This is a genomic window from Burkholderia sp. RF2-non_BP3, assembly GCF_001522185.1.
GTDB lineage: Bacteria > Pseudomonadota > Gammaproteobacteria > Burkholderiales > Burkholderiaceae > Burkholderia > Burkholderia diffusa.
In genome coordinates this window covers 76,452-95,382 of the sequence record NZ_LOSU01000032.1, presented here as the reverse complement: position 1 = coordinate 95,382, position 18,931 = coordinate 76,452, and the positions used below count along the sequence as shown (strand labels likewise).

Here is an 18,931-nt window from a genome sequence, read left to right as displayed (position 1 = left end):
GCCACGCGCGCGGCCGGCACGGGCCGCGCGACTGCGCGGCGCTCAGAAGCGCGGCAGGTCGGGGTGCGGCAGCAGCCCCCCGCGCACGTGCTGGCGGCCGTACTCGGCGCAACGCGCGCGGGTCGGGATGCCCTTGTCGGGATTGAGCAGCCCGGCCGGATCGAACGCGCGCTTGACCGCGAAGAACGCATCGCGCTCCTGCGGCGAGAACTGTACGCACATCGAATTGAGCTTTTCGATGCCGACGCCGTGCTCGCCCGTCACGCTGCCGCCGAATTCCACGCAGCATTCGAGGATTTCCGCGCCGAACTGTTCGGCGCGGTGCAGCTCGTCCGGATCGTTCGCGTTGTAGAGGATCAGCGGATGCATGTTGCCGTCGCCGGCATGGAACACGTTGATGCAGCGCAGCCCGTAGCGCGTCTCGAGTTGCTCGATGCGCGCGAGCAAGGGGCCGATCGCGCGGCGCGGCACGGTGCCGTCCATGCAGTAATAGTCGGCGGAAATGCGCCCGGCGGCCGGAAACGCGTTCTTGCGGCCGGACCAGAAGCGCAGCCGCTCGCTTTCGTTGCGCGATACCTGGATCCGCGTTGCGCCATGTTCGCGCAGCACGGCCGTCATGCGGACGATTTCCTCCGCGACTTCCTCGGGCGTGCCGTCCGATTCGCACAGCAGGATCGCCTTCGCGTCGAGGTCGTAGCCCGCATGCGTGAACGCCTCGACGGCCTGGGTGGCCGGCTTGTCCATCATCTCCAGCCCGGCCGGGATGATGCCCGACGCGATGATCGCGGCGACCGCCTCGCCGCCCTTCACGACATCGTCGAAGCTCGCCATCACGAGCTGCGCGGTCTGTGGTTTCGGGATCAGCTTCACCGTGATCTCGGTGACGATCGCGAACATCCCTTCGCTGCCGATCATCACCGCGAGCAGGTCGAGGCCCGGCGTGTCGAGGCCGAGCGAGCCGAATTCGACGATCTCGCCGTCGATCGTGACCGCGCGCACGCGCATCACATTGTGCACCGTCAGCCCGTATTTCAGGCAGTGGACGCCGCCGGAATTCTCCGCCACGTTGCCGCCGATCGTGCAGGCGATCTGCGACGAAGGATCGGGCGCGTAGTACAGCCCGTACGGCGCGGCGGCTTCCGAAATCGCGAGGTTGCGCACGCCGGGCTGCACGGTGGCCGTGCGCGCGTACGGATCGACCTCGACGATGCGCGTGAAGCGCGCGAGCGACAGCACGACGCCGTTCGCGATCGGCAGCGCGCCGCCGGACAGGCTCGTGCCCGCGCCGCGCGGCACGATCGGCACCTCCATGCGGCGGCAGATCTGCACGATCCGCTGCACCTGCGATTCGGTTTCGGGCAGCGCGACCGCGAGCGGCAGCCGGCGGTACGCCGACAGGCCGTCGCATTCGTACGGCGCGGTGTCTTCGTCGCGGAACAGCAGGCAATGCGTCGGCAGCACGGCCATCAGCGCCTGCACGACTTCGCGCTGGCGCTGCGCGCGGGTGGCGCTCGACAGTTCGACGGAAGCGTTCATCGGGTCTCCTGCGGGCGGCGCGGCGGCGCGCCGCCATGTCAGCACGTGAAGATCTTGCCGGGATTCATCAGATTGCGCGGATCGAGCGCGAGCTTGATCGCGCGCATCGCGTCGATCGCATTGTCGCCGTGCTCTTTCGGCAGGAAGCGCATCTTGTGCAGGCCGACGCCATGCTCGCCGGTGCAGGTCCCGCCGAGGCGCAGCGCGCGTTCGACGATCCGGTCGTTGATGCGTTCGGCTTCGTCGATTTCCTCGGGCTTGTCGGGATCGATCAGGATCGCGACGTGGAAATTGCCGTCGCCGACGTGGCCGACGATCGGGCAGGGCAGCGACGACGCGCGCAGGTCGACTTCGGTTTCCTCGACGCACGCGGCGAGTTGCGAGATCGGCACGCACACGTCGGTCGTCACCGCGCGGCAGCCGGGTTTCAGCTGCAGCATCGCGAAGTACGCGTTGTGGCGCGCGGCCCAGAGCCGCGTGCGATCCTCGGGGCGGGTCGCCCATTCGAAGCCCTGGCCGTTGTTCTGGCCCGCGAGCGTCTGCACGAGCTCGGCCTGTTCCTTCACGCCGGCTTCGGTGCCGTGGAATTCGAAGAACAGCGTCGGCGCTTCGGCGAGCGTCAGGTTCGAGTGGCGGTTGATCGAGCGTACCGCGAGCGAGTCGACGAACTCGACGCGCGCGATCGGCACGCCGATCTGGATCGTCTCGATCACGGTGCGCACGGCGTCGCCCATCGACGGGAACGTGCAGATCGCGGCCGACACGGCTTCGGGCAGCGGATGCAGGCGCAGCGTGATCTCGGTGATCACGCCGAGCGTGCCTTCGGAGCCGACGAACAGCCGCGTGAGGTCGTAGCCGGCCGACGACTTGCGCGCGCGCGAGCCCGTCTTCACGACACGGCCGTCGGCGAGCACGGCGGTGAGGCCGAGCACGTTCTCGCGCATGGTTCCGTAGCGCACGGCGTTGGTGCCCGATGCGCGGGTCGCGGTCATGCCGCCGATGCTGGCGTCGGCGCCCGGATCGATCGGGAAGAACAGGCCGGTGTCGCGCAGCGCTTCGTTGAGCGCCTTGCGCGTGATGCCCGGCTCGACCGTGACGGTCAGGTCTTCCGCGTTGATCGACAGCACGCGGTTCATTTCCGACAGGTCGAGCGAGACGCCGCCGCGCACGGCGAGCAGATGGCCTTCGAGCGACGAGCCGGCGCCGTACGGGATCAGCGGCACGCCGTAGAGCGCGCACAGCGACACGACTTCGCGAACTTCATCGGCGTTGTGGGCGAATACGACGGCGTCGGGCAGTTGCGGATCGAACGGCGATTCGTCGCGGCCGTGATGGGCGCGGACGGCGTCGGCGGTCGACACGCGCTCGCCGAAGGCGGCGCGCAGCGCATCGAGCATGGCGGAGGGCAGCGGGCGGCGCGCGGTGGCCGGCGGGGCAGGGTGATTCACGAATGTCTCCTGACGACTGCTTGTCAAACTTTCGGCCCATTCTACGCTGTAACGCCCGCTGCGCCCGCCGCCGCGGGCTGCGATAATCGCGTTCCTGGGCAACCGGGCCGCATCGCGGCCGCGCACGAGAGGACATTCGCATGGGTAACCGCTTGAGCAAGATCGCGACGCGCACGGGCGACGACGGCACCACGGGCCTCGGCGACGGACGGCGCATCGGCAAGGACGATGCGCGGATCGCCGCGATCGGCGACGTCGACGAACTGAACTCGAACCTCGGCGTGCTGCTCGCCGAGCCGCTGCCGGACGACGTGCGCACCGCGCTCGTCACGATCCAGCACGACCTGTTCGATCTCGGCGGCGAGCTGTGCATTCCCGGCCATGCGGTGCTCGACGACACGCACCTCGCGCGCCTCGACCGTTGGCTCGCCGACTACAACGCGACGCTGCCGCCGCTGAAGGAATTCATCCTGCCGGCCGGCTCGCGCGCGGCGTCGCTCGCGCACGTATGCCGGACGGTGTGCCGCCGCGCGGAGCGCTCGATCGTCGCGCTCGGGCGGAACGACGCGCTCAATGATGCGCCGCGGCGTTACGTGAACCGGCTGTCGGACCTGCTGTTCGTGCTGGCGCGCGTGCTGAACCGCGCGGGTGGCGGTTCGGACGTGCTGTGGGAGCGCGGGCGCGTTCGCTGACGCGCGGCAGCGTTGTTGCGCGCTGCGACAATTTGCCCGGGGGGCCGTCGATTTTTAAAGATGTATCGTGTGAGCATGTTTAACGGAGAATACGAACATGACCCACATCACTGCTGACCAGATGGCTCGTGTGAAGGCCACTGCCCCTGTCCTCGCCGTGCACGGCGCGACGATCACGAAGCACTTCTACCAGCGCATGTTCGCGCGCCATCCGGAACTGAAGAACCTGTTCAACCAGACGCACCAGAAGACCGGCAGCCAGCCGGAAACGCTCGCGAAGGCGGTCTATGCATATGCGGCGAACATCGACAACCTCGGCGCGCTCGGCGGCGCGGTGTCGCATATCGCGCACAAGCATGCGAGCCTGAACATCCGGCCCGAGCATTACCCGATCGTCGGCGAGAACCTGCTTGCGTCGATCGTCGAAGTGCTCGGCGACGCGGTCGATGCTCCGACGCTCGAGGCATGGCGTGTCGCGTACGGCCAGCTCGCGCAGATCCTGATCGGCGCCGAGGCCGATCTGTACGCGGGCGCCGCGTGGAGCGGCTTCCGTCCGTTCAAGGTCGCCCGCAAGGTGCGTGAAAGCGACGAGATCACGTCGTTCTACCTGACGCCCGCCGACGGCGGCGAGGCGCCGACCTTCGCACCGGGCCAGTACGTCACGGTGAAGCGTTTCGTCGGCGACCTCGGCGTCGACCAGCCGCGCCAGTACAGCCTGTCAGACGCGCCGCACGGCAAGTGGCTGCGCATCTCGGTGAAGCGCGAGGCCGGCCAGCCGGAAGCGATTCCGGCCGGCAAGGTGTCGACGCTGCTGCATGACGGCGTGGAGGAGGGCGCGATCGTCGAAGTGACCGCGCCGATGGGCGAATTCTCGCTGAAGCGCGGCGTCGATACGCCGGTCGTGCTGATCTCCGGCGGCGTCGGCCTGACGCCGATGGTGTCGATGGCATCGACGCTGGCTGGCGAAGGCAGTGCGCGCGAGGTGCGGTTCGTCCACGCATGCCGGTCGGGCGCGGTGCATGCGTTCCGCGATTGGTTGAACGATACGGTGCGCGAACACGCGAACGTGAAGCGCACGGTGCTGTACGAGCTGGTCGGCCCGAACGACCGGGGCGGCGTCGATCACGACCTCGAAGGGCGCCTGACGCCGGAACGCGTGAAGCAATACGCGCTGGTGCCGGATGCCGACTACTACGTCTGCGGCCCGATCGCGTTCATGAAGGCGCAGCGCGACGCGCTGGTCGCGCTCGGCGTCGCGCCGGCGCGCATCAATACCGAGATCTTCGGCTCGGGCGCGCTCGAGTGAGATCCTGACGGCGGCTGCCCGTCAACGAAAAAAGCCCGGCGCGAGCCGGGCTTTTTCTCGCGGCGCGGGCGGCACGCGCCGCCTCGGGCCTGTCGGTGATCAGTTGCCGCTGCCGCGCGCGACGCGCCGTGCCTTCACCGATTCCGCGAGACCTTCGAGCACCTTCACGCTGTCGTCCCACGCGATGCACGCGTCGGTGATGCTCTGGCCGTAGGTCAGCGGGCAGCCTTCCTTCAGGTCCTGGCGCCCCTCGACGAGGTGCGACTCGATCATCACGCCGACGATGCGCTCGTCGCCGGCCGCCACCTGGCGGCCGATGTCCGCGCACACGGGGATCTGGTTCTCGTGCTTCTTCGAGCTGTTCGCGTGGCTCGCGTCGATCATCAGGCGTGCGGCGAGGCCGGCCTTGCCGATGTCCGCGCACGCGGCGTTCACGCTGTCCGCGTCGTAGTTCGGCGCCTTGCCGCCGCGCAGGATCACGTGGCAGTCCTCGTTGCCGGCCGTCGACACGATCGCCGAGTGGCCGCCCTTGGTCACCGACAGGAAATGGTGCGGCTGCGATGCGGCCTTGATCGCGTCGACCGCGATCTTCACGTTGCCGTCGGTGCCGTTCTTGAAACCGACCGGGCACGACAGCCCCGACGCGAGCTCGCGGTGCACCTGCGACTCGGTCGTGCGCGCGCCGATCGCGCCCCACGAGATCAGGTCGGCGATGTACTGCGGGCTGATCATGTCGAGGTATTCGGTCGCGGCCGGCAGCCCCATCTCGTTGATCTGCAGCAGCAGTTCGCGCGCGGTGCGCAGCCCTTCGTTGATCTTGAAGCTGTTGTCGAGGTGCGGATCGTTGATGAGCCCCTTCCAGCCGACCGTCGTGCGTGGCTTCTCGAAGTACACCCGCATCACGATTTCCAGCTCGCCCTTGAAGCGCTCGCGCTCCTTCACGAGCCGCCCCGCGTACTCGATCGCCGCCTTCGTATCGTGGATCGAACACGGCCCGATCACGACGATCAGCCGGTCGTCCATCCCGTGCAGGATGCGGTGCATCGACTGGCGCGAGTTGTAGATCAGCTCGGACGCGGCCTCGGAGCACGCGAATTCGCGGATCAGGTGGGCGGGCGGCGTCAGTTCCTTGAGTTCGCGAATGCGGACGTCGTCGGTGTTGTGCGGGGGCATGCTGTTTCTCCTAATTTTGCGGGCGCCGTTCGGTCAGTGCGCGTGCGGCAGATTCATCAATTCAAGCGATTCAGTGATTTCGGTCGGGGCCGCGGGATGCGCTGCGGCGGCGACCGGGTGGCGAAGGGCGAAAAAAAACCGCCGGGTTCGCCGGCGGTTTTTTCGGGAATTTCGGTTGCGCTTTACGCGCCATCAACCCTCTCGATCCGCCAGCGGTCTGAGATGCCAAAAAAAGTAAAAATAAAACTTGGCGGACATGACGGAGATTCGGTTCGTCAAAAAAGTTGATTCGGAATTTATACCCGGTCGCCGGGCCGCTGGCAACCGGGGACGCTCGAAAATGCGGACAATCCGCGCGCTTTCGTCAAAATGCGCGGATTGTCTGCGCCGCGATGCGGTTATGCCGTACCGCCGACCGTCATCTTGTCGATCCGCAGGGTCGGCTGGCCGACGCCGACCGGCACGCTCTGGCCTTCCTTGCCGCACACGCCGACGCCCGAGTCGAGCGACATGTCGTTGCCGATCATGCTCACGTACTTCAGCGATTCCGGGCCGCTGCCGATCAGCGTCGCGCCCTTCACCGGGTAGGTGATCTTGCCGTTCTCGATCATGTACGCCTCGGACGCCGAAAACACGAACTTGCCGTTCGTGATGTCGACCTGGCCGCCGCCGAAGTTCACCGCGTACAGGCCGTTCTTGACCGACGCGATGATTTCCTGCGGATCCTTGTCGCCGTTCAGCATGTACGTGTTGGTCATGCGCGGCATCGGCAGCGCCGCATACGACTCGCGCCGCGCGTTGCCGGTGACGGGCATCTTCATCAGGCGCGCGTTCAGCGTGTCCTGGATGTAGCCCTTCAGGATGCCGTCCTCGATCAGCGTCGTGCACTGCGTCGGGTTGCCTTCGTCGTCGATGTTCAGCGAGCCGCGGCGATTCGGCAGCGTGCCGTCGTCGACCACCGTCACGCCCTTCGCGGCGACCTGCTCGCCGATCCGGCCGGCGAACGCCGACGAACCCTTGCGATTGAAGTCGCCCTCGAGGCCGTGGCCGATCGCCTCGTGCAGCAGCACGCCCGGCCAGCCCGGCCCGAGCACGACCGTCATCGCGCCGGCCGGGGCGGGGCGCGCGTCGAGGTTCACGAGCGCCGCGTGCACGGCGTCGTCGACGTAGCGCGACAGCACTTCGTCGGTGAAGTAGCCGTAGTCGAAGCGGCCACCGCCGCCGCCGGAGCCGATTTCGCGGCGGCCGTTCTGTTCGGCGATCACCGTGACCGACACGCGCACGAGCGGGCGGATGTCGGCGGCGAGCGCGCCGTCGCTGCGCGCGACCAGCACGACGTCGTATTCGCCGGCGAGCCCCGCCATCACCTGCGTGACGCGCGGGTCGCGACCGCGCGCCATCTGCTCGATGCGCTCGAGCAGCTTGACCTTGGCCGTCGCGTCGAGCGACGCGAGCGGATCGGACGGCAGGTACAGGTCGCGGCCCGAGATGCCCTTCAGCGACGTCGCCGCCTTGATCTTCTGGCGGCCGCCGCCGGCCGCCGCGATCGCCTTGGTGGCCGCGGCCGCCTGGGCGATGGCTTCCGGCGACAGGTCGTCCGAGTAGGCGAACGCGGTGCGGTCGCCCGCGACCGCGCGCACGCCGACGCCCTGGTCGATGCTGAAGCTGCCCGACTTCACGATGCCTTCCTCGAGGCTCCACGCTTCGCTGCGGGTCGCCTGGAAGTACAGGTCCGCGTAGTCGACGCGATGCGTGAAGATGTCGGCGATCGTGCGCGTGAGCAGGCTCTCGTCGAGGCCGTACGGCGTGAGGAGGATGTCCTTCGCCAGCGCAAGATTGCGGATGCCGGGTTCGATGATGTTCATGCGGGTATCGAGGGTTCTCAAAAAGTTGTCGGGTGCGTGCTGGGCAGATGGGTTGGCCGGGCGGCGTTTCAAGCGCCAGGGCGGATCGGATGTTCAGGCCAGCACGCGATGCCGCCACGCGGGCAGGCTCTGGCGCACGTCGGCGATGCGCTGCGGATCGAGCGCGCCGGTCACGACGCTCGCGCCTTCGTCGCGGACCGCGACGATTTCGCCCCACGGGTCGATCAGCATGCTGTGGCCCCAGGTGCGCCGGCCGTTCTCGTGCTTGCCGCCTTGCGCGGCCGCGAGCACGTAACACTGGTTCTCGACGGCCCGCGCGCGCAGCAGCATTTCCCAGTGCGCGCGGCCCGTCGTATACGTAAACGCCGACGGCACGACGATCAGCGCGCAGTCGCCCATCCTGCGATACAGCTCCGGAAAGCGCAGATCGTAACAGACCGACAGGCCGACCCGCCCGAACGGCGCGTCGAACGCGACGACCGTGTCGCCCGCGCGGATCGTGCGCGCCTCGTCGAACGATTCGTCGCCTTTCTCGAAGTTGAACAGATGGATCTTGTCGTAGCGGGCCGCTTCGTGGCCGCTCGGGTCGAACACGAGCGTCGTGTTCAGCACGCGATCGGGTTCGGGCGCCTTCAGCGGCAGCGTGCCGCCGATCACCCAGACGCCGTGACGGTGCGCCGCCTCCGAAAGGAAGCGCTGAATCGGACCGTCGCGGTAGGGTTCGGCGAGCGCGAGCTTGTCGGTGTCGCGATGGCCCATGAAGCAGAAATACTCGGGCAGCAGCACGAGCTCCGCGTCGTCGCCGGCCGCTTCCGCGATCAGGCGGCCGGCTTCGGCGAGATTGCGTGCGACGTCCGGCGTGCTCACCATCTGCAGCGCGGCGACCCGAAAGGGCGTGGCGGAACGGGTGTGATCGGTCATCGCTGGATCGGTTGCATCATAAATGGGGTGCGGCCCGGCACCTTGCGCGCGTCAGTGGCTCGCCGCATCGGCCGGACCGTGATTCATCTTACCCTGATCGCCCCGCACCCGCTCGATGTGCGGATGCGCCCACGAGCCGGTGATCGCGTAATCGAGCGCGAACGCGTGCGACAGCGTCTCCGACAGCGCGTAGTTCGCCGCCAGCACGCCGACGCCGAGCAGCGGATTGATGATCGCGGCCGCGATCGCGGCCGTGCCGGCGCCGATCTTCGGCGCGACGTGCGCGTGCAGGTCCTGCGTCTCGGTGCCGAGGTCGACCGCGCCGCGCACGGTCACGTTGGCCGGCGCAGTCGTCATCGAGAAGTCGTCGGTGCGTGCGATCCCGTTCGAGATCCGGCTGGTGCCCGTGATCTTGTCGAACGGCAGTCCCTTGCCGATCACGTCGCGGAAATTCAGCGTCAGGAAGCGCGCGAGACTCTGCAGGCTCAGCACGCCGAGCAGTTTCGCGGCGCCCGGATCGACCTTCAGGATCTGGCCGTGCTCCAGGTCGAGCGCGATCTGGCCGCCGAGCGACGGCAGATCGACCGCGGTCGGGCCGCCGCGCCAGCCGACCTTGCCGGTCACCGTGCCGTGGCCGTCCGCCAGCGTGCGCGGCAGGCCGACGAGGTCGAGCAGCGCGCCCGCGTTGCCGACGTCGAGCTTGAAGTCGAACACGCTGCGGCGCGGCGCATCGTTCTCGTCGACGCCGCGGGCCAGCGCGCGGCGCGACGTGCGCCAGTTGCCGGTCGCCGTCAGCTTCGCGGCCGGGTTCGCCAGCTCGAGCTTGTCGAGCTGCCACACCGGCGCGCCGTCTTCCTCGATGTTGCGCGCATTGACGACGAGCCGGCCGATGTCGTGATCGCGTGCAACGACCTGGTCGACGATCAGGTCGACCGACGGCATCGGCCGGTCGGTCGGCGTCGGCAGGTTCATCGCGCGGCCGACGAGGTCGTGCTGCGCGCTCTGCGGAATCACGAGCTTCGCGAGCCGCGCATTCAGCACGCCCGCGCCGTTGTGGCCGCCGCCCGGCGCCCACGACAGGTAGCCGGAGACCTGGTTCGACGCGATGTTCGCCTGCCACAGCTCGTCGATGTGCGACGCGCCGATGATCACGTTTTCCCAGTTGCGCTTGAGCAGCTTCAGCGTGCCGAAGTGGAGCGCGAAGCGCTTCGGCGTGAAGCTCGCGACGTCGATGCGCGGCGCGGTTTGCGGTTCCGGCGCGCGCGGCGCGTCGTGCTGCAGCGTGCGGGCCAGCGCGAGCCAGGCGTCGGCATCGAGTTCGTCGACGTCGACGGCGGCGCTCACGCCGTCCTGCGGCAGGTCGGGCATCCGGTGGATGCCCATCGCGCCGCGCACCGCGCGCAGCGGCTGGCCAGGCGTCGCGTCGAGCAGGTAGGTCGCGGCCACGGGGCCGAGCGTCAGGTCGGCATGCTCGAGGCGCTTGCCGCCCGCCTGGGCGGCCGGCTGCAGCGTGAAGCGGAACGGCATCGGCGTGCCGGCCGGTTTCGCGAACGGCGCCGGAAAGTTGAGCGCGACGCCCGTCAGGTCGGAACGCGCGGTGACCTCCGGCAGGCGGCCCGGCGCACCGCGCACGGCGAGCTGGTACGGTGCGTCGCCGACCACGTGCTCGAGCAGCGCCGCGGCCGTGCCGCGCAGGTTCAGGCCGCGCGCGGCGTCGAGCGCGAGCTTGCCGTCGACGTCCACCGCGTACGGGCCGTGCGACTGGAAGTTGCCGTTCGCACGCACCGGGCCGCCGAGGAAGCGCCCCGACAGGCCCTGCAGCGACGCGCCAGTCTCGGAAAAACGCACGCTGCCGCGCAGCGCGGACAGCGGCGGCACGCCGTCGGCCGACACCGTGTTGCCGCCGAACGCGAGTGCGCCTTCGACATGGGTATGCGGATGCGGAACGTGTTGCGGAATCGTGATCTTGAGCGCGAGCGCCGCGGGCCCCTGCGCATCGATCCGCCGGCCGATGTGCCCGCTCATCGCGCCGAGCGAGCTGTTGTCCGCGTAGTCGATCAGGTCCGCGAGCGGGCCTTGCGCATGGCCGTCGATGATGAGCGGCGACTTCGACGGGTTGCCGAGATCGTCGATCCGGCCGGCAACCTTCGTCAGCGCGACGCGTTTGTAGCGCGCGCGCGCGATGTCGAAATGCAGCTTGTTCTGCGCGAGCTCGAACACGCCGTCGATTCCGTCGAGTGCGGGCCAGACGCTCGGCGTGCCGTTCGCGAGCTTGCGCGGCGGGTACGGCGTCGGCTCGAAGCGCCCGCCGGTGAACGGCGCGACGATATGGAACACGCCGGCATCCGGCTCGTGTTCGAACGGGAATTTCTCGAGCGGGCCGCGGGCGACGATCGACGCGCCCTTGGTCACCTGGCCGTCCTGCAGCGCATGGCCGAGATAGTCGCGCAGGTGCTCGGACATCCCGGTCGGCAGGTAGCGCGGAATGCGCGCCACCGACGCGCGCGCGAAATCCGCGCGCAGGTCGAGCGAGCCGCGGCCGTGGCCGGGGTTCGTGTACGAGCCCGACACCGCGATTTCCGCATCCGGGTTCGCGACGAACAGGTCGGGCAGCGTCACGTCGACGCGCGCGTGCTTCTCGCCCGGCGCCGGCGTGATCACCCATTTCGCGTTGCCGCGCAGCCGGTCGAAGGTGAGGCGCGGCTCGTCGAATTCGCCCGGCACCGTGACCGCCGCGTTGACGGTATCGAAGTGCGCGGCGCCGCCCGTCTCGTTCGCGTCGACGCGGCCCCACAGGTTCTCGACGCCCGGCCAGCCGGCGCGCGGATGGCCGCGCGGCGAGAGGCCGGGAGGCGGCTCCTGCGCGGCGAAGCTGATGCCCTGCAGGTCGCCGAGGAAGCGGTAGCGGACGATCGGCGCGGCGCCGGTGCGACGCTCTTCGTCGGCGAGCTCGGCCCGCGCCGGCTTCGCGCGTTCGACCTCGATGTGATAATTCGACACCATCCCGCGCGGGTCGAGCTTGATCAGTTCGTTGCGCAGCCGCGCCGGCAGCGGCAGCCCGCGGATGAACTCGCTGAGGATGCCGAGATCGACGCGGTCGCCGACGACGCTCAGGAGCTGCCCCTGGTCGGCGGCCGGCACGCGGTAGCGGGCGGTCAGCGTCGACAGCGCGAGCGAGCGGGCGAGCGGCGTGCCGTCCGGCAGCGGCGGCTGGCCGAGCTCCGCGTTGAAGCGCGTCAGGTGCAGCGTGTAGTCGCGGCCGGTGTCGAGCGCCATGTCCCAGCCGAAGCCGACCGTCGGCACGTCGAGGCGCGGCTGGGTCGGCCGCACGCGCAGCACGACGTCGGCGCCCTGCAGGTCGCCGCCGGCGGAGCGCAGGTGGCCGTTCTCGAAAGTCGCCCAGATTGCATTGTCGATCCGGCCCGCGTGCATCGTGAGCGGGATGTCGAGATAGCGGCCGAGCGTCTGCAGGTCGACGGGGCCGGTCGACAGATACGCGTCGCCAGTCCAGTTCGTCGGCTTGCCGATCGGCGCGAGCGGCTTGTGCCGGAAGCGCGCGCGGAAATCGAGCGGACCGAGCAGCAGGGTGCCGTTCGCGGGCGCCTGCAGCGCGGCCTTGTGCTCGCGGCCGTGGTTGAGCACCGCGAGGCGGATGCCGGACAGCGCGAGCTCCGGTGCGTCGTGCTGCGCGTCGCGCCAGCGCAGCGTGCCGTTGCGCAGCACGATCGCTTCCTGCTTCAGCAGCCACGTGCTGAACGTGTCGTTGCCGCCATGGGTGGTCGCGACGCCGACGCCCGCGATGCTCAGCGAGCCGTCGGCCGCGCGCGCGACGACGAGGTCCGGATGGTCGACGATCAGGCTCGACAGCGCGGGCGACAGCCGCAGCAGCGACATCCACGACAACGCGGCCGTCGCGTGCGGGACCGACAGCGCGATCTGGCCGTCACGGCCGCGAATGGTGAGGTTGGCGACTTCGACGCCCGGCTGCATGCCGGACCAGTGGGGGGACAGTTTGCCGATCGAAAGCTGCGCGTGAAGCTTGTCGGACACCGCGCGCTCGATGCGCGGGCGAAATTCGTCGATGCGCGGCAGCACCACGTAGCGCAGCCCGAGGAACGCGCCGGCCGCGACGAAGTACGTGCCGATCCCGACCGCCAGCGTCACCCTGAACACGCGACGCAGGACTGGATGATCGTGCTTCGGAGGTCCCGCTTCGGGCTCAGCTAAGGCGGATTCCTGACGGTCGGACATGCGGCGGAAGGGCGGCGATATGGTAGTTTTGCAGACTGACGTTGAAATGTATCACAGGGGTTCGTGCCGGCGGCCGTTGCGGCGGCGCGGCACGGGCTTTCCGGCGCGCGGTTTTCGCGGCGGCGCATCCGCGTCGCGACACCGCGCCGAGTCCACGGGGCCTGTCGGCGGCGGGGCGCGCAAGCGTTCTCCCGCGGCGGCGGGCCTTACCGCCAGGCCCGCTTTTCGATGACCGACGCTTCCGCCCTGATCAGCCCGTCCTACTCCCGATATATCGCCCGCGCGGTGGCCGCGCGTCCCGCGCTGTCCGACCAGATCGCCGCGTGGGCCGCCGCGCCGCTCGCCCGCGCGCAGCTCGACGCGCGCCTGACCGAACTGCTCGCATCGCCGGCCGGCGCGGCCGCGCCGGGCGACGAGCAACTGAAGCGCGCGCTGCGGCAGTTGCGTGTCGAGGTGTTCGGCGCGGTCGCGGAGCGCGACCTGCGCGGCGTCGCGAATGTCGCCGAGGTGACGTCCGCGATGACCGATCTCGCCGAGGTGGCCGTGCAGCGCTCGCTCGCCCTGCTGTCGGCCGAACTCGAGGCGATGTACGGCGAGCCGCGCGGCGCCGACGGCCAGCGCGTCGTGCTGGGCGTGGTCGGGATGGGCAAGCTCGGCGGCCGCGAGCTGAACGTGTCGTCCGACATCGACCTGATCTTCGTCTACGAGGACGACGGCGAGACGGCCGGCGGCACGCGCTCGCCGCTGTCCACCCAGGAATACTTCACGCGGCTCGGCCGGCGCCTGATCGGCGTGCTGTCCGAAGTCACGGCCGACGGCTACGTGTTTCGCGTCGACATGCGGCTGCGCCCGAACGGCGATTCGGGGCCGCTCGTGTGCAGCCTCGGGATGCTCGAGGAATATTTCTACGTGCAGGGGCGCGAATGGGAGCGCTACGCGTGGATCAAGGGGCGGCTCGTGTCGGAAGGCGACAGCGACGCGGCGCGGCGGCTCGAGTCGCAGCTCGAATCGATCGTCAAGCCGTTCGTGTACCGCCGCTATCTCGACTTCGGCGTGATCGGCGCGATCCGTTCGCTGCACCAGCAGATTCGCCAGGAAGCCGCGCGCCGCGCGTCGATGCGGCCCGACAAGGCCGACGACATCAAGCTCGGGCGCGGCGGGATCCGCGAGATCGAATTCAGCGCGCAGGTGTTCCAGCTGATCCGCGGCGGCCAGGATGCGGAATTCCGCGTGCGGCCGACGCTCGCGGTGCTGCGCCATGCGCAGGCGCGTGGGCTGATCGGCGAGGACGTGCGCGAGCGCCTGACCGACGCCTACAACTTCCTGCGCACGCTCGAGCATCGGCTGCAGTACCGCGACGACGCGCAGACGCACGCGATGCCGGTCGATCCGAACGAGCGCGCGGCGCTGGCCGCGTCGCTCGGCTTTGCCGACTACGCGGCGCTGATGACGGTGCTCGACGGCTACCGCACCTTCGTCGAGGCGCAGTTCGACCAGATCTTTGCCGACAAGGCGAACGGCGGCCCCTGCGCGGCGGGCGAGGACACCACCGCATCGTGGATCTGGAGCGGGGCGCTCGCCGACGACGGCGAAGACGACGCGCTGCGCGCGCGCCTCGACGGCCTCGGCTTCAGCGATCCGGCGACCGTGCTCGCGCGGCTGCGCGCGATCTGGCAGTCGTCGCGCTATGCGGGCCTGCCGGAAAAGAGCCGGCAACGCTTCGACAGCGTTGCGCAACGCGCGCTCGAGGCCGCGCCGCGGATCGACGCCGCGCGCCGCGACGACACCATCGTGCGGCTGTTCGACCTGCTCGAGACGGTCAGCCGGCGCGGCGTCTATCTCGCGCTGCTGACCGAGTATCCGGCCGCGCTCGATCGCGTACTGTCGGTGCTCGGCGCGACGCGCTGGGGCGGCGGCTACCTGATCCGCCATCCACAACTGCTCGACGAACTGCTCGACGACGAAGCGATCGCGAGCCCGTTCGACTGGCCGGCGTTCAAGGACGCATTGCGTGCGCGCCTGGCGGCCGCCGACGGCCCCGAGCAGCAGATGGACCTGCTGCGGCATGCGCAGCACGCGGAGGTGTTCCGCATCCTGCTGATCGATCTGGCGGGCCAGCTGTCGGTCGAGCACGTGAGCGATCGTCTGTCGGAGCTCGCCGACGCGGTGCTCGACGTGACGATCGAGGTGGTCTGGTCGCAGCTCGCGAAGCGCCACCGCGACGTGCCGAAGTTCGCGGTGATCGCGTACGGCAAGCTCGGCGGCAAGGAGCTCGGCTACGCGTCGGATCTCGACCTGATCTTTCTGTACGACGACCCCGACGAGCGCTCGGCGGACGTCTACACGACGTTCACGCGACGGCTGATCACGTGGCTCACGACCGCGACCGGCGCGGGCGCGCTGTTCGACATCGACCTGCGGCTGCGGCCGAACGGCGAGGCCGGACTGCTCGTGACCGATCTCGACGCGTTCCGCCGCTACCAACTGCGCGAGGGCGACGCCGCGAACACCGCGTGGGTGTGGGAGCACCAGGCGCTGACGCGTGCCCGCTACAGCGCGGGCGACACGCAGATCGGCGCGGACTTCGAGGCGATCCGCCAGCAGGTGCTGACGACGCCGCGCGACGGGGCGGTGCTCGCGAAGGAGATCGTCGACATGCGCGGCAAGGTGTTCGCCGGCCACCCGAACCAGACGGACCTGTTCGACCTGAAGCACGATCGCGGCGGGATGGTCGACATCGAATTCATCGTTCAGTACTGGGTGCTGCTGCATGCGTCGAGCGATGCCGAGCTGATCCGCAACACCGGCAATATCGCACTGCTGCGCGAGGTGGCCCGGTTCGGGCTGATGGGCGAGGACGAAGCCGAACGTGTCGGCGCCGCGTACCGCAAGTACCGGAAGCTGCAGCACAAGCTGCGGCTCGACGGGATGGAAAAGGCGCGGGTCGATCCGGCGCTGGTGGCCGACGAGCGGGCGGCCGTGACGGCGTTGTGGGAGCGGGTGTTCGGCGCGGTCGAAACGGGTGTTTGAGTCGAGCGTTCGAATCGAGCGTTCGGATTATCGGGGCAGGGCGGGCGCGATCGGGCGGCCGCTGCTGCCGATGAAACAAGACCGGCGCATGCGCCGGTCTTGTTTCATTCGCGACCCGGGTGCCCGCGTCAGGCCGCCAGCATTTCCTTTGCGTGCTTGCGCGTCGTCGCGGTGATCTCGAGCCCACCGAGCATGCGGGCGACTTCCTCGACCCGGCTCGCCTTGTCGAGCGGGACGACCGACGAGACGGTGCCGCCGCGGTCGTCGGCACCCTTCGCGACCTGGAAGTGATGGTCGCCGCGCGCGGCGACCTGCGGCAGGTGCGTCACGCACAGTACCTGGCGGTCACGCCCGAGCTGATGCAGCAGGCGGCCGACCACCTCGGCGACGCCGCCGCCGATGCCCGTGTCGACTTCGTCGAAAATCAGCGTCGGCGTCGGGCTGGCGGCGCTCGCGATCACAGCGAGCGCAAGGCTGATCCGTGCGAGTTCGCCGCCCGACGCGACTTTCGCGAGCGGCCGCAGCGGCACGCCGGGGTGTCCGGCGACCCGGAATTCGACCTGCTCGAGCCCGTGCGGGCCGCCGTCGGCGAGCGGCACGAGCGCGACTTCGAAGCTGCCGCCCGCCATCGACAGTTCCTGCATGCCCGCCGTGACGGCCGTGCCGAGCGCCTTCGCGGCCTGCGCGCGCGCCTTCGACAGGTGTTTCGCGTCGGTGAGATAGGCTTCCCATGCCTTGGCCTGCGCGGCTTCGAGCGCGCCGAGATCGGCGGCTGCGTCGAGCGCGGCGAGCTGCGCGCGGCGTGCCGCATGTTCCTCGTGCAGCGTGTCGGGCGGCAGCCGGAACTTGCGGGCGGTCGAGTGCAGCGCGTCGAGGCGCGTCTCGACCTGCGCGAGCCGGGCCGGGTCGAGATCGAGGCGCTGCGCGTAGTGCGACAGCGAATAGACGGCTTCCTGCAGCTGGATCTCGGCCGGTTCGAGCGATGCGAGCGCGTCGCCGAGCCCCGAGTCGTAGTCGGCCAGGCTGCGCAGTTTCGACACGATCGCGCCGAGCTGCGGGAGCATCGCGTCGTCGGCCTCGGACAGCGCGTTGAGCGCACCCTGCACGCCGGCGATCAGGTTCGCCGAATGCGACAGGCGCTTGTGCTCGCTGCCGACTTCGTCCCATTCGCCCGGTTGCGGTGCGAGCTTGTCGAGCTCGGCGAGCTGCCATGCGAGCTTCTCGCGTTCGAGCTGCAGTTCGCGCTCGTGCGCCTTCGCGGCGTCGATCGCCTGCGTCGCGTCGCGCCAGACGCGCCACGCGCGTGCGACGTTCGCGGCATCGGCGACGAGCCCCGCGTGCGTATCGAACAGCTCGCGCTGCGCATCGGGGCGCATCAGCAACTGGTGCGCGTGCTGGCCGTGGATGTCGACCAGCATCTCGCCGAGCTCGCGCAGCTGCGCGAGCGTCGCACTGGTGCCGTTGATGAATGCGCGCGAGCGGCCGTTCGCGTCGATCACGCGGCGCAGCATCACGGTGTCCTCGGCGTCGAATGCGTGTTCGTCGAGCCAGCGCGCGACGCGGTCGTGCGGCGTGAATTCGGCGGTGATGTCGGCGCGGCCGCAGCCGGCGCGCACGACGCTGGCGTCGGCGCGTTCGCCGAGCGCGAGGGCGAGGGCGTCGATCAGGATCGATTTGCCGGCGCCGGTTTCGCCGGAAAAGACGGTGAAGCCGCTGTCGAATTCGAGATCGAGCGCGGCGACGATGACGAAGTCGCGAATCGAGAGGTGGCGAAGCATGGTGTCGGGCTCGGGTGCGTCAGGACGCCTTGTCGTCTTCGTTCGATGCGTGTTCGTTCCAGTGCAGCTTCTTGCGCAGCGTCGCGTAATAGCTGTAGCCGACCGGATGCAGGAACGGCACCGTGTGCTTCGAGCGGCGCACCTCGATCGTGTCGTTCAGCTCCAGTGCGGTAAACGATTGCATGTCGAAGTTCACGTTGACGTCGCGGCCGCCGACGATCTGGATTGCGATCTTCGAATCGTCGGGCAGCACGATCGGCCGGTTCGACAGCGCATGCGGCGCGATCGGCACGAGCACGATGCCCTGGAGTTGCGGGTGCAGGATCGGCCCGGCGGACGACAGCGCGTACGCGGTCGAGCCGGTCGGCGTGGCGACGATCAGGCCGTCCGAACGCTGGTTGTACATGTACCGGCCGTCGACCGACGCACGCAATTCGACCATCCCGGAAAAGCCGCTGCGGTTCACGACGACGTCGTTGAACGCGAGTGCGTGGTAGATCGGTTCGCCGTCGCGCACGATCCGGGCCTCGAGCAGCGAGCGCTCCTCGCGCTCGAACTTGCCCGACAGGATCACCGGGACGCGCGCCTGCATGTCGGCCGCCGCGATGTCCGTGATGAAGCCGAGCCGCCCGTGGTTGATCCCGATCAGCGGTGTCTTGTACGGCGCGAGCTGGCGGCCGATGCCGAGCATTGTGCCGTCGCCGCCGAGCACGACCGCCACGTCCGCGCGCGCGCCGATTTCAGCCGGAGTGAGCGCCGGATAGCCGGAGATGCCGATCTCGCGCGCGGTTTCGGCTTCGAACACGACCTCGAAGCCGAGCTTCGCGATGCAGCCAGCCAGCGTGGCGAGCGGCTCGGCGATGCCGGGCGTGTTGCTCCGGCCCACGAGCGCGACAGTATTGAACTGATTACCGGTTTTCATGCCGGCATT

The 18,931-nt window shown here is 69.3% G+C and carries 12 protein-coding genes; 4 read left to right on the top strand and 8 right to left on the bottom strand.

What is annotated here, in order from left to right; genetic code table 11:
- Nucleotides 1–42: 42 nt before the first annotated feature.
- On the bottom strand, nucleotides 43–1,536 hold the full coding sequence (locus WS45_RS15410; protein WP_059535522.1) for an FAD-linked oxidase C-terminal domain-containing protein: 1,494 nt from the start codon (nucleotides 1,534–1,536) through the stop codon (nucleotides 43–45).
- Nucleotides 1,537–1,574: 38 nt separating this feature from the next.
- Complete coding sequence (locus tag WS45_RS15405) at nucleotides 1,575–2,984, bottom strand: FAD-binding oxidoreductase (RefSeq protein WP_059535391.1); 1,410 nt, start codon at nucleotides 2,982–2,984, stop codon at nucleotides 1,575–1,577.
- A 140-nt stretch (nucleotides 2,985–3,124) separates the two neighbouring features.
- Between WS45_RS15405 and WS45_RS15400 the strand changes: the two genes are divergently transcribed.
- Nucleotides 3,125–3,676, top strand: coding sequence for a cob(I)yrinic acid a,c-diamide adenosyltransferase (locus WS45_RS15400; protein ID WP_059535394.1), 552 nt, complete (start codon nucleotides 3,125–3,127; stop codon nucleotides 3,674–3,676).
- Between the two features lie 97 nt (nucleotides 3,677–3,773).
- Nucleotides 3,774–4,982: an NO-inducible flavohemoprotein gene (hmpA, locus tag WS45_RS15395; RefSeq protein ID WP_059700679.1), complete on the top strand. Its 1,209-nt coding sequence runs from the start codon at nucleotides 3,774–3,776 to the stop codon at nucleotides 4,980–4,982.
- Between the two features lie 99 nt (nucleotides 4,983–5,081).
- On the opposite strand, the gene aroG is transcribed toward hmpA, so the two are convergent.
- Entirely contained in the window at nucleotides 5,082–6,155 is a 1,074-nt protein-coding gene (aroG, locus tag WS45_RS15390; protein ID WP_059535397.1) for a 3-deoxy-7-phosphoheptulonate synthase AroG, read from the bottom strand.
- 42 nt (nucleotides 6,156–6,197) lie between these two features.
- On the opposite strand from aroG, the gene WS45_RS35030 reads away from it, so the two are divergent.
- Nucleotides 6,198–6,443 carry a hypothetical protein gene (locus WS45_RS35030; protein ID WP_175909131.1) on the top strand — a complete coding sequence of 82 codons (246 nt, stop codon included), beginning with the start codon at nucleotides 6,198–6,200 and terminating at the stop codon, nucleotides 6,441–6,443.
- A gap of 110 nt (nucleotides 6,444–6,553) precedes the next feature.
- On the opposite strand, the gene tldD is transcribed toward WS45_RS35030, so the two are convergent.
- The 3 genes from tldD to WS45_RS15375 all read right to left on the bottom strand — a co-directional run bounded on the left by tldD (nucleotide 6,554) and on the right by WS45_RS15375 (nucleotide 13,192).
- The gene (gene tldD / locus WS45_RS15385) at nucleotides 6,554–8,020 is read right to left on the bottom strand and encodes a metalloprotease TldD (protein WP_059451318.1); all 1,467 of its coding nucleotides are present in this window, start codon (nucleotides 8,018–8,020) and stop codon (nucleotides 6,554–6,556) included.
- 93 nt (nucleotides 8,021–8,113) lie between these two features.
- Nucleotides 8,114–8,941, bottom strand: coding sequence for a carbon-nitrogen hydrolase family protein (locus WS45_RS15380; RefSeq protein WP_059700678.1), 828 nt, complete (start codon nucleotides 8,939–8,941; stop codon nucleotides 8,114–8,116).
- 51 nt (nucleotides 8,942–8,992) lie between these two features.
- A complete protein-coding gene (locus tag WS45_RS15375; RefSeq protein WP_059700677.1) occupies nucleotides 8,993–13,192 on the bottom strand; it encodes a YhdP family protein in 4,200 nt (1,399 codons plus the stop codon).
- Nucleotides 13,193–13,420: 228 nt separating this feature from the next.
- Here WS45_RS15375 and glnE point away from each other — a divergent pair, with 228 nt between their 5' ends.
- Complete coding sequence (gene glnE / locus WS45_RS15370) at nucleotides 13,421–16,222, top strand: bifunctional [glutamate--ammonia ligase]-adenylyl-L-tyrosine phosphorylase/[glutamate--ammonia-ligase] adenylyltransferase (RefSeq protein ID WP_059535403.1); 2,802 nt, start codon at nucleotides 13,421–13,423, stop codon at nucleotides 16,220–16,222.
- A gap of 128 nt (nucleotides 16,223–16,350) precedes the next feature.
- On the opposite strand, the gene recN is transcribed toward glnE, so the two are convergent.
- Both recN and WS45_RS15360 read right to left on the bottom strand, forming a co-directional pair.
- Entirely contained in the window at nucleotides 16,351–18,000 is a 1,650-nt protein-coding gene (gene recN / locus WS45_RS15365) for a DNA repair protein RecN (RefSeq protein ID WP_059535406.1), read from the bottom strand.
- Between the two features lie 19 nt (nucleotides 18,001–18,019).
- A complete protein-coding gene (locus tag WS45_RS15360) occupies nucleotides 18,020–18,922 on the bottom strand; it encodes an NAD kinase (protein ID WP_059535408.1) in 903 nt (300 codons plus the stop codon).
- Between the last annotated feature and the right edge of the window lie 9 nt (nucleotides 18,923–18,931).

Coding starts and splice junctions, on each gene's coding strand:
- WS45_RS15410 (WP_059535522.1), bottom strand. CDS start 1,536: ATGAACGCTTCCGTCGAACTGTCGAGCGCCACCCGCGCGCAGCGCCAG.
- hmpA (WP_059700679.1), top strand. CDS start 3,774: ATGACCCACATCACTGCTGACCAGATGGCTCGTGTGAAGGCCACTGCC.
- WS45_RS15360 (WP_059535408.1), bottom strand. CDS start 18,922: ATGAAAACCGGTAATCAGTTCAATACTGTCGCGCTCGTGGGCCGGAGC.
- recN (WP_059535406.1), bottom strand. CDS start 18,000: ATGCTTCGCCACCTCTCGATTCGCGACTTCGTCATCGTCGCCGCGCTC.
- glnE (WP_059535403.1), top strand. CDS start 13,421: ATGACCGACGCTTCCGCCCTGATCAGCCCGTCCTACTCCCGATATATC.
- tldD (WP_059451318.1), bottom strand. CDS start 8,020: ATGAACATCATCGAACCCGGCATCCGCAATCTTGCGCTGGCGAAGGAC.
- WS45_RS15400 (WP_059535394.1), top strand. CDS start 3,125: ATGGGTAACCGCTTGAGCAAGATCGCGACGCGCACGGGCGACGACGGC.
- WS45_RS15375 (WP_059700677.1), bottom strand. CDS start 13,192: ATGTCCGACCGTCAGGAATCCGCCTTAGCTGAGCCCGAAGCGGGACCT.
- aroG (WP_059535397.1), bottom strand. CDS start 6,155: ATGCCCCCGCACAACACCGACGACGTCCGCATTCGCGAACTCAAGGAA.
- WS45_RS15380 (WP_059700678.1), bottom strand. CDS start 8,941: ATGACCGATCACACCCGTTCCGCCACGCCCTTTCGGGTCGCCGCGCTG.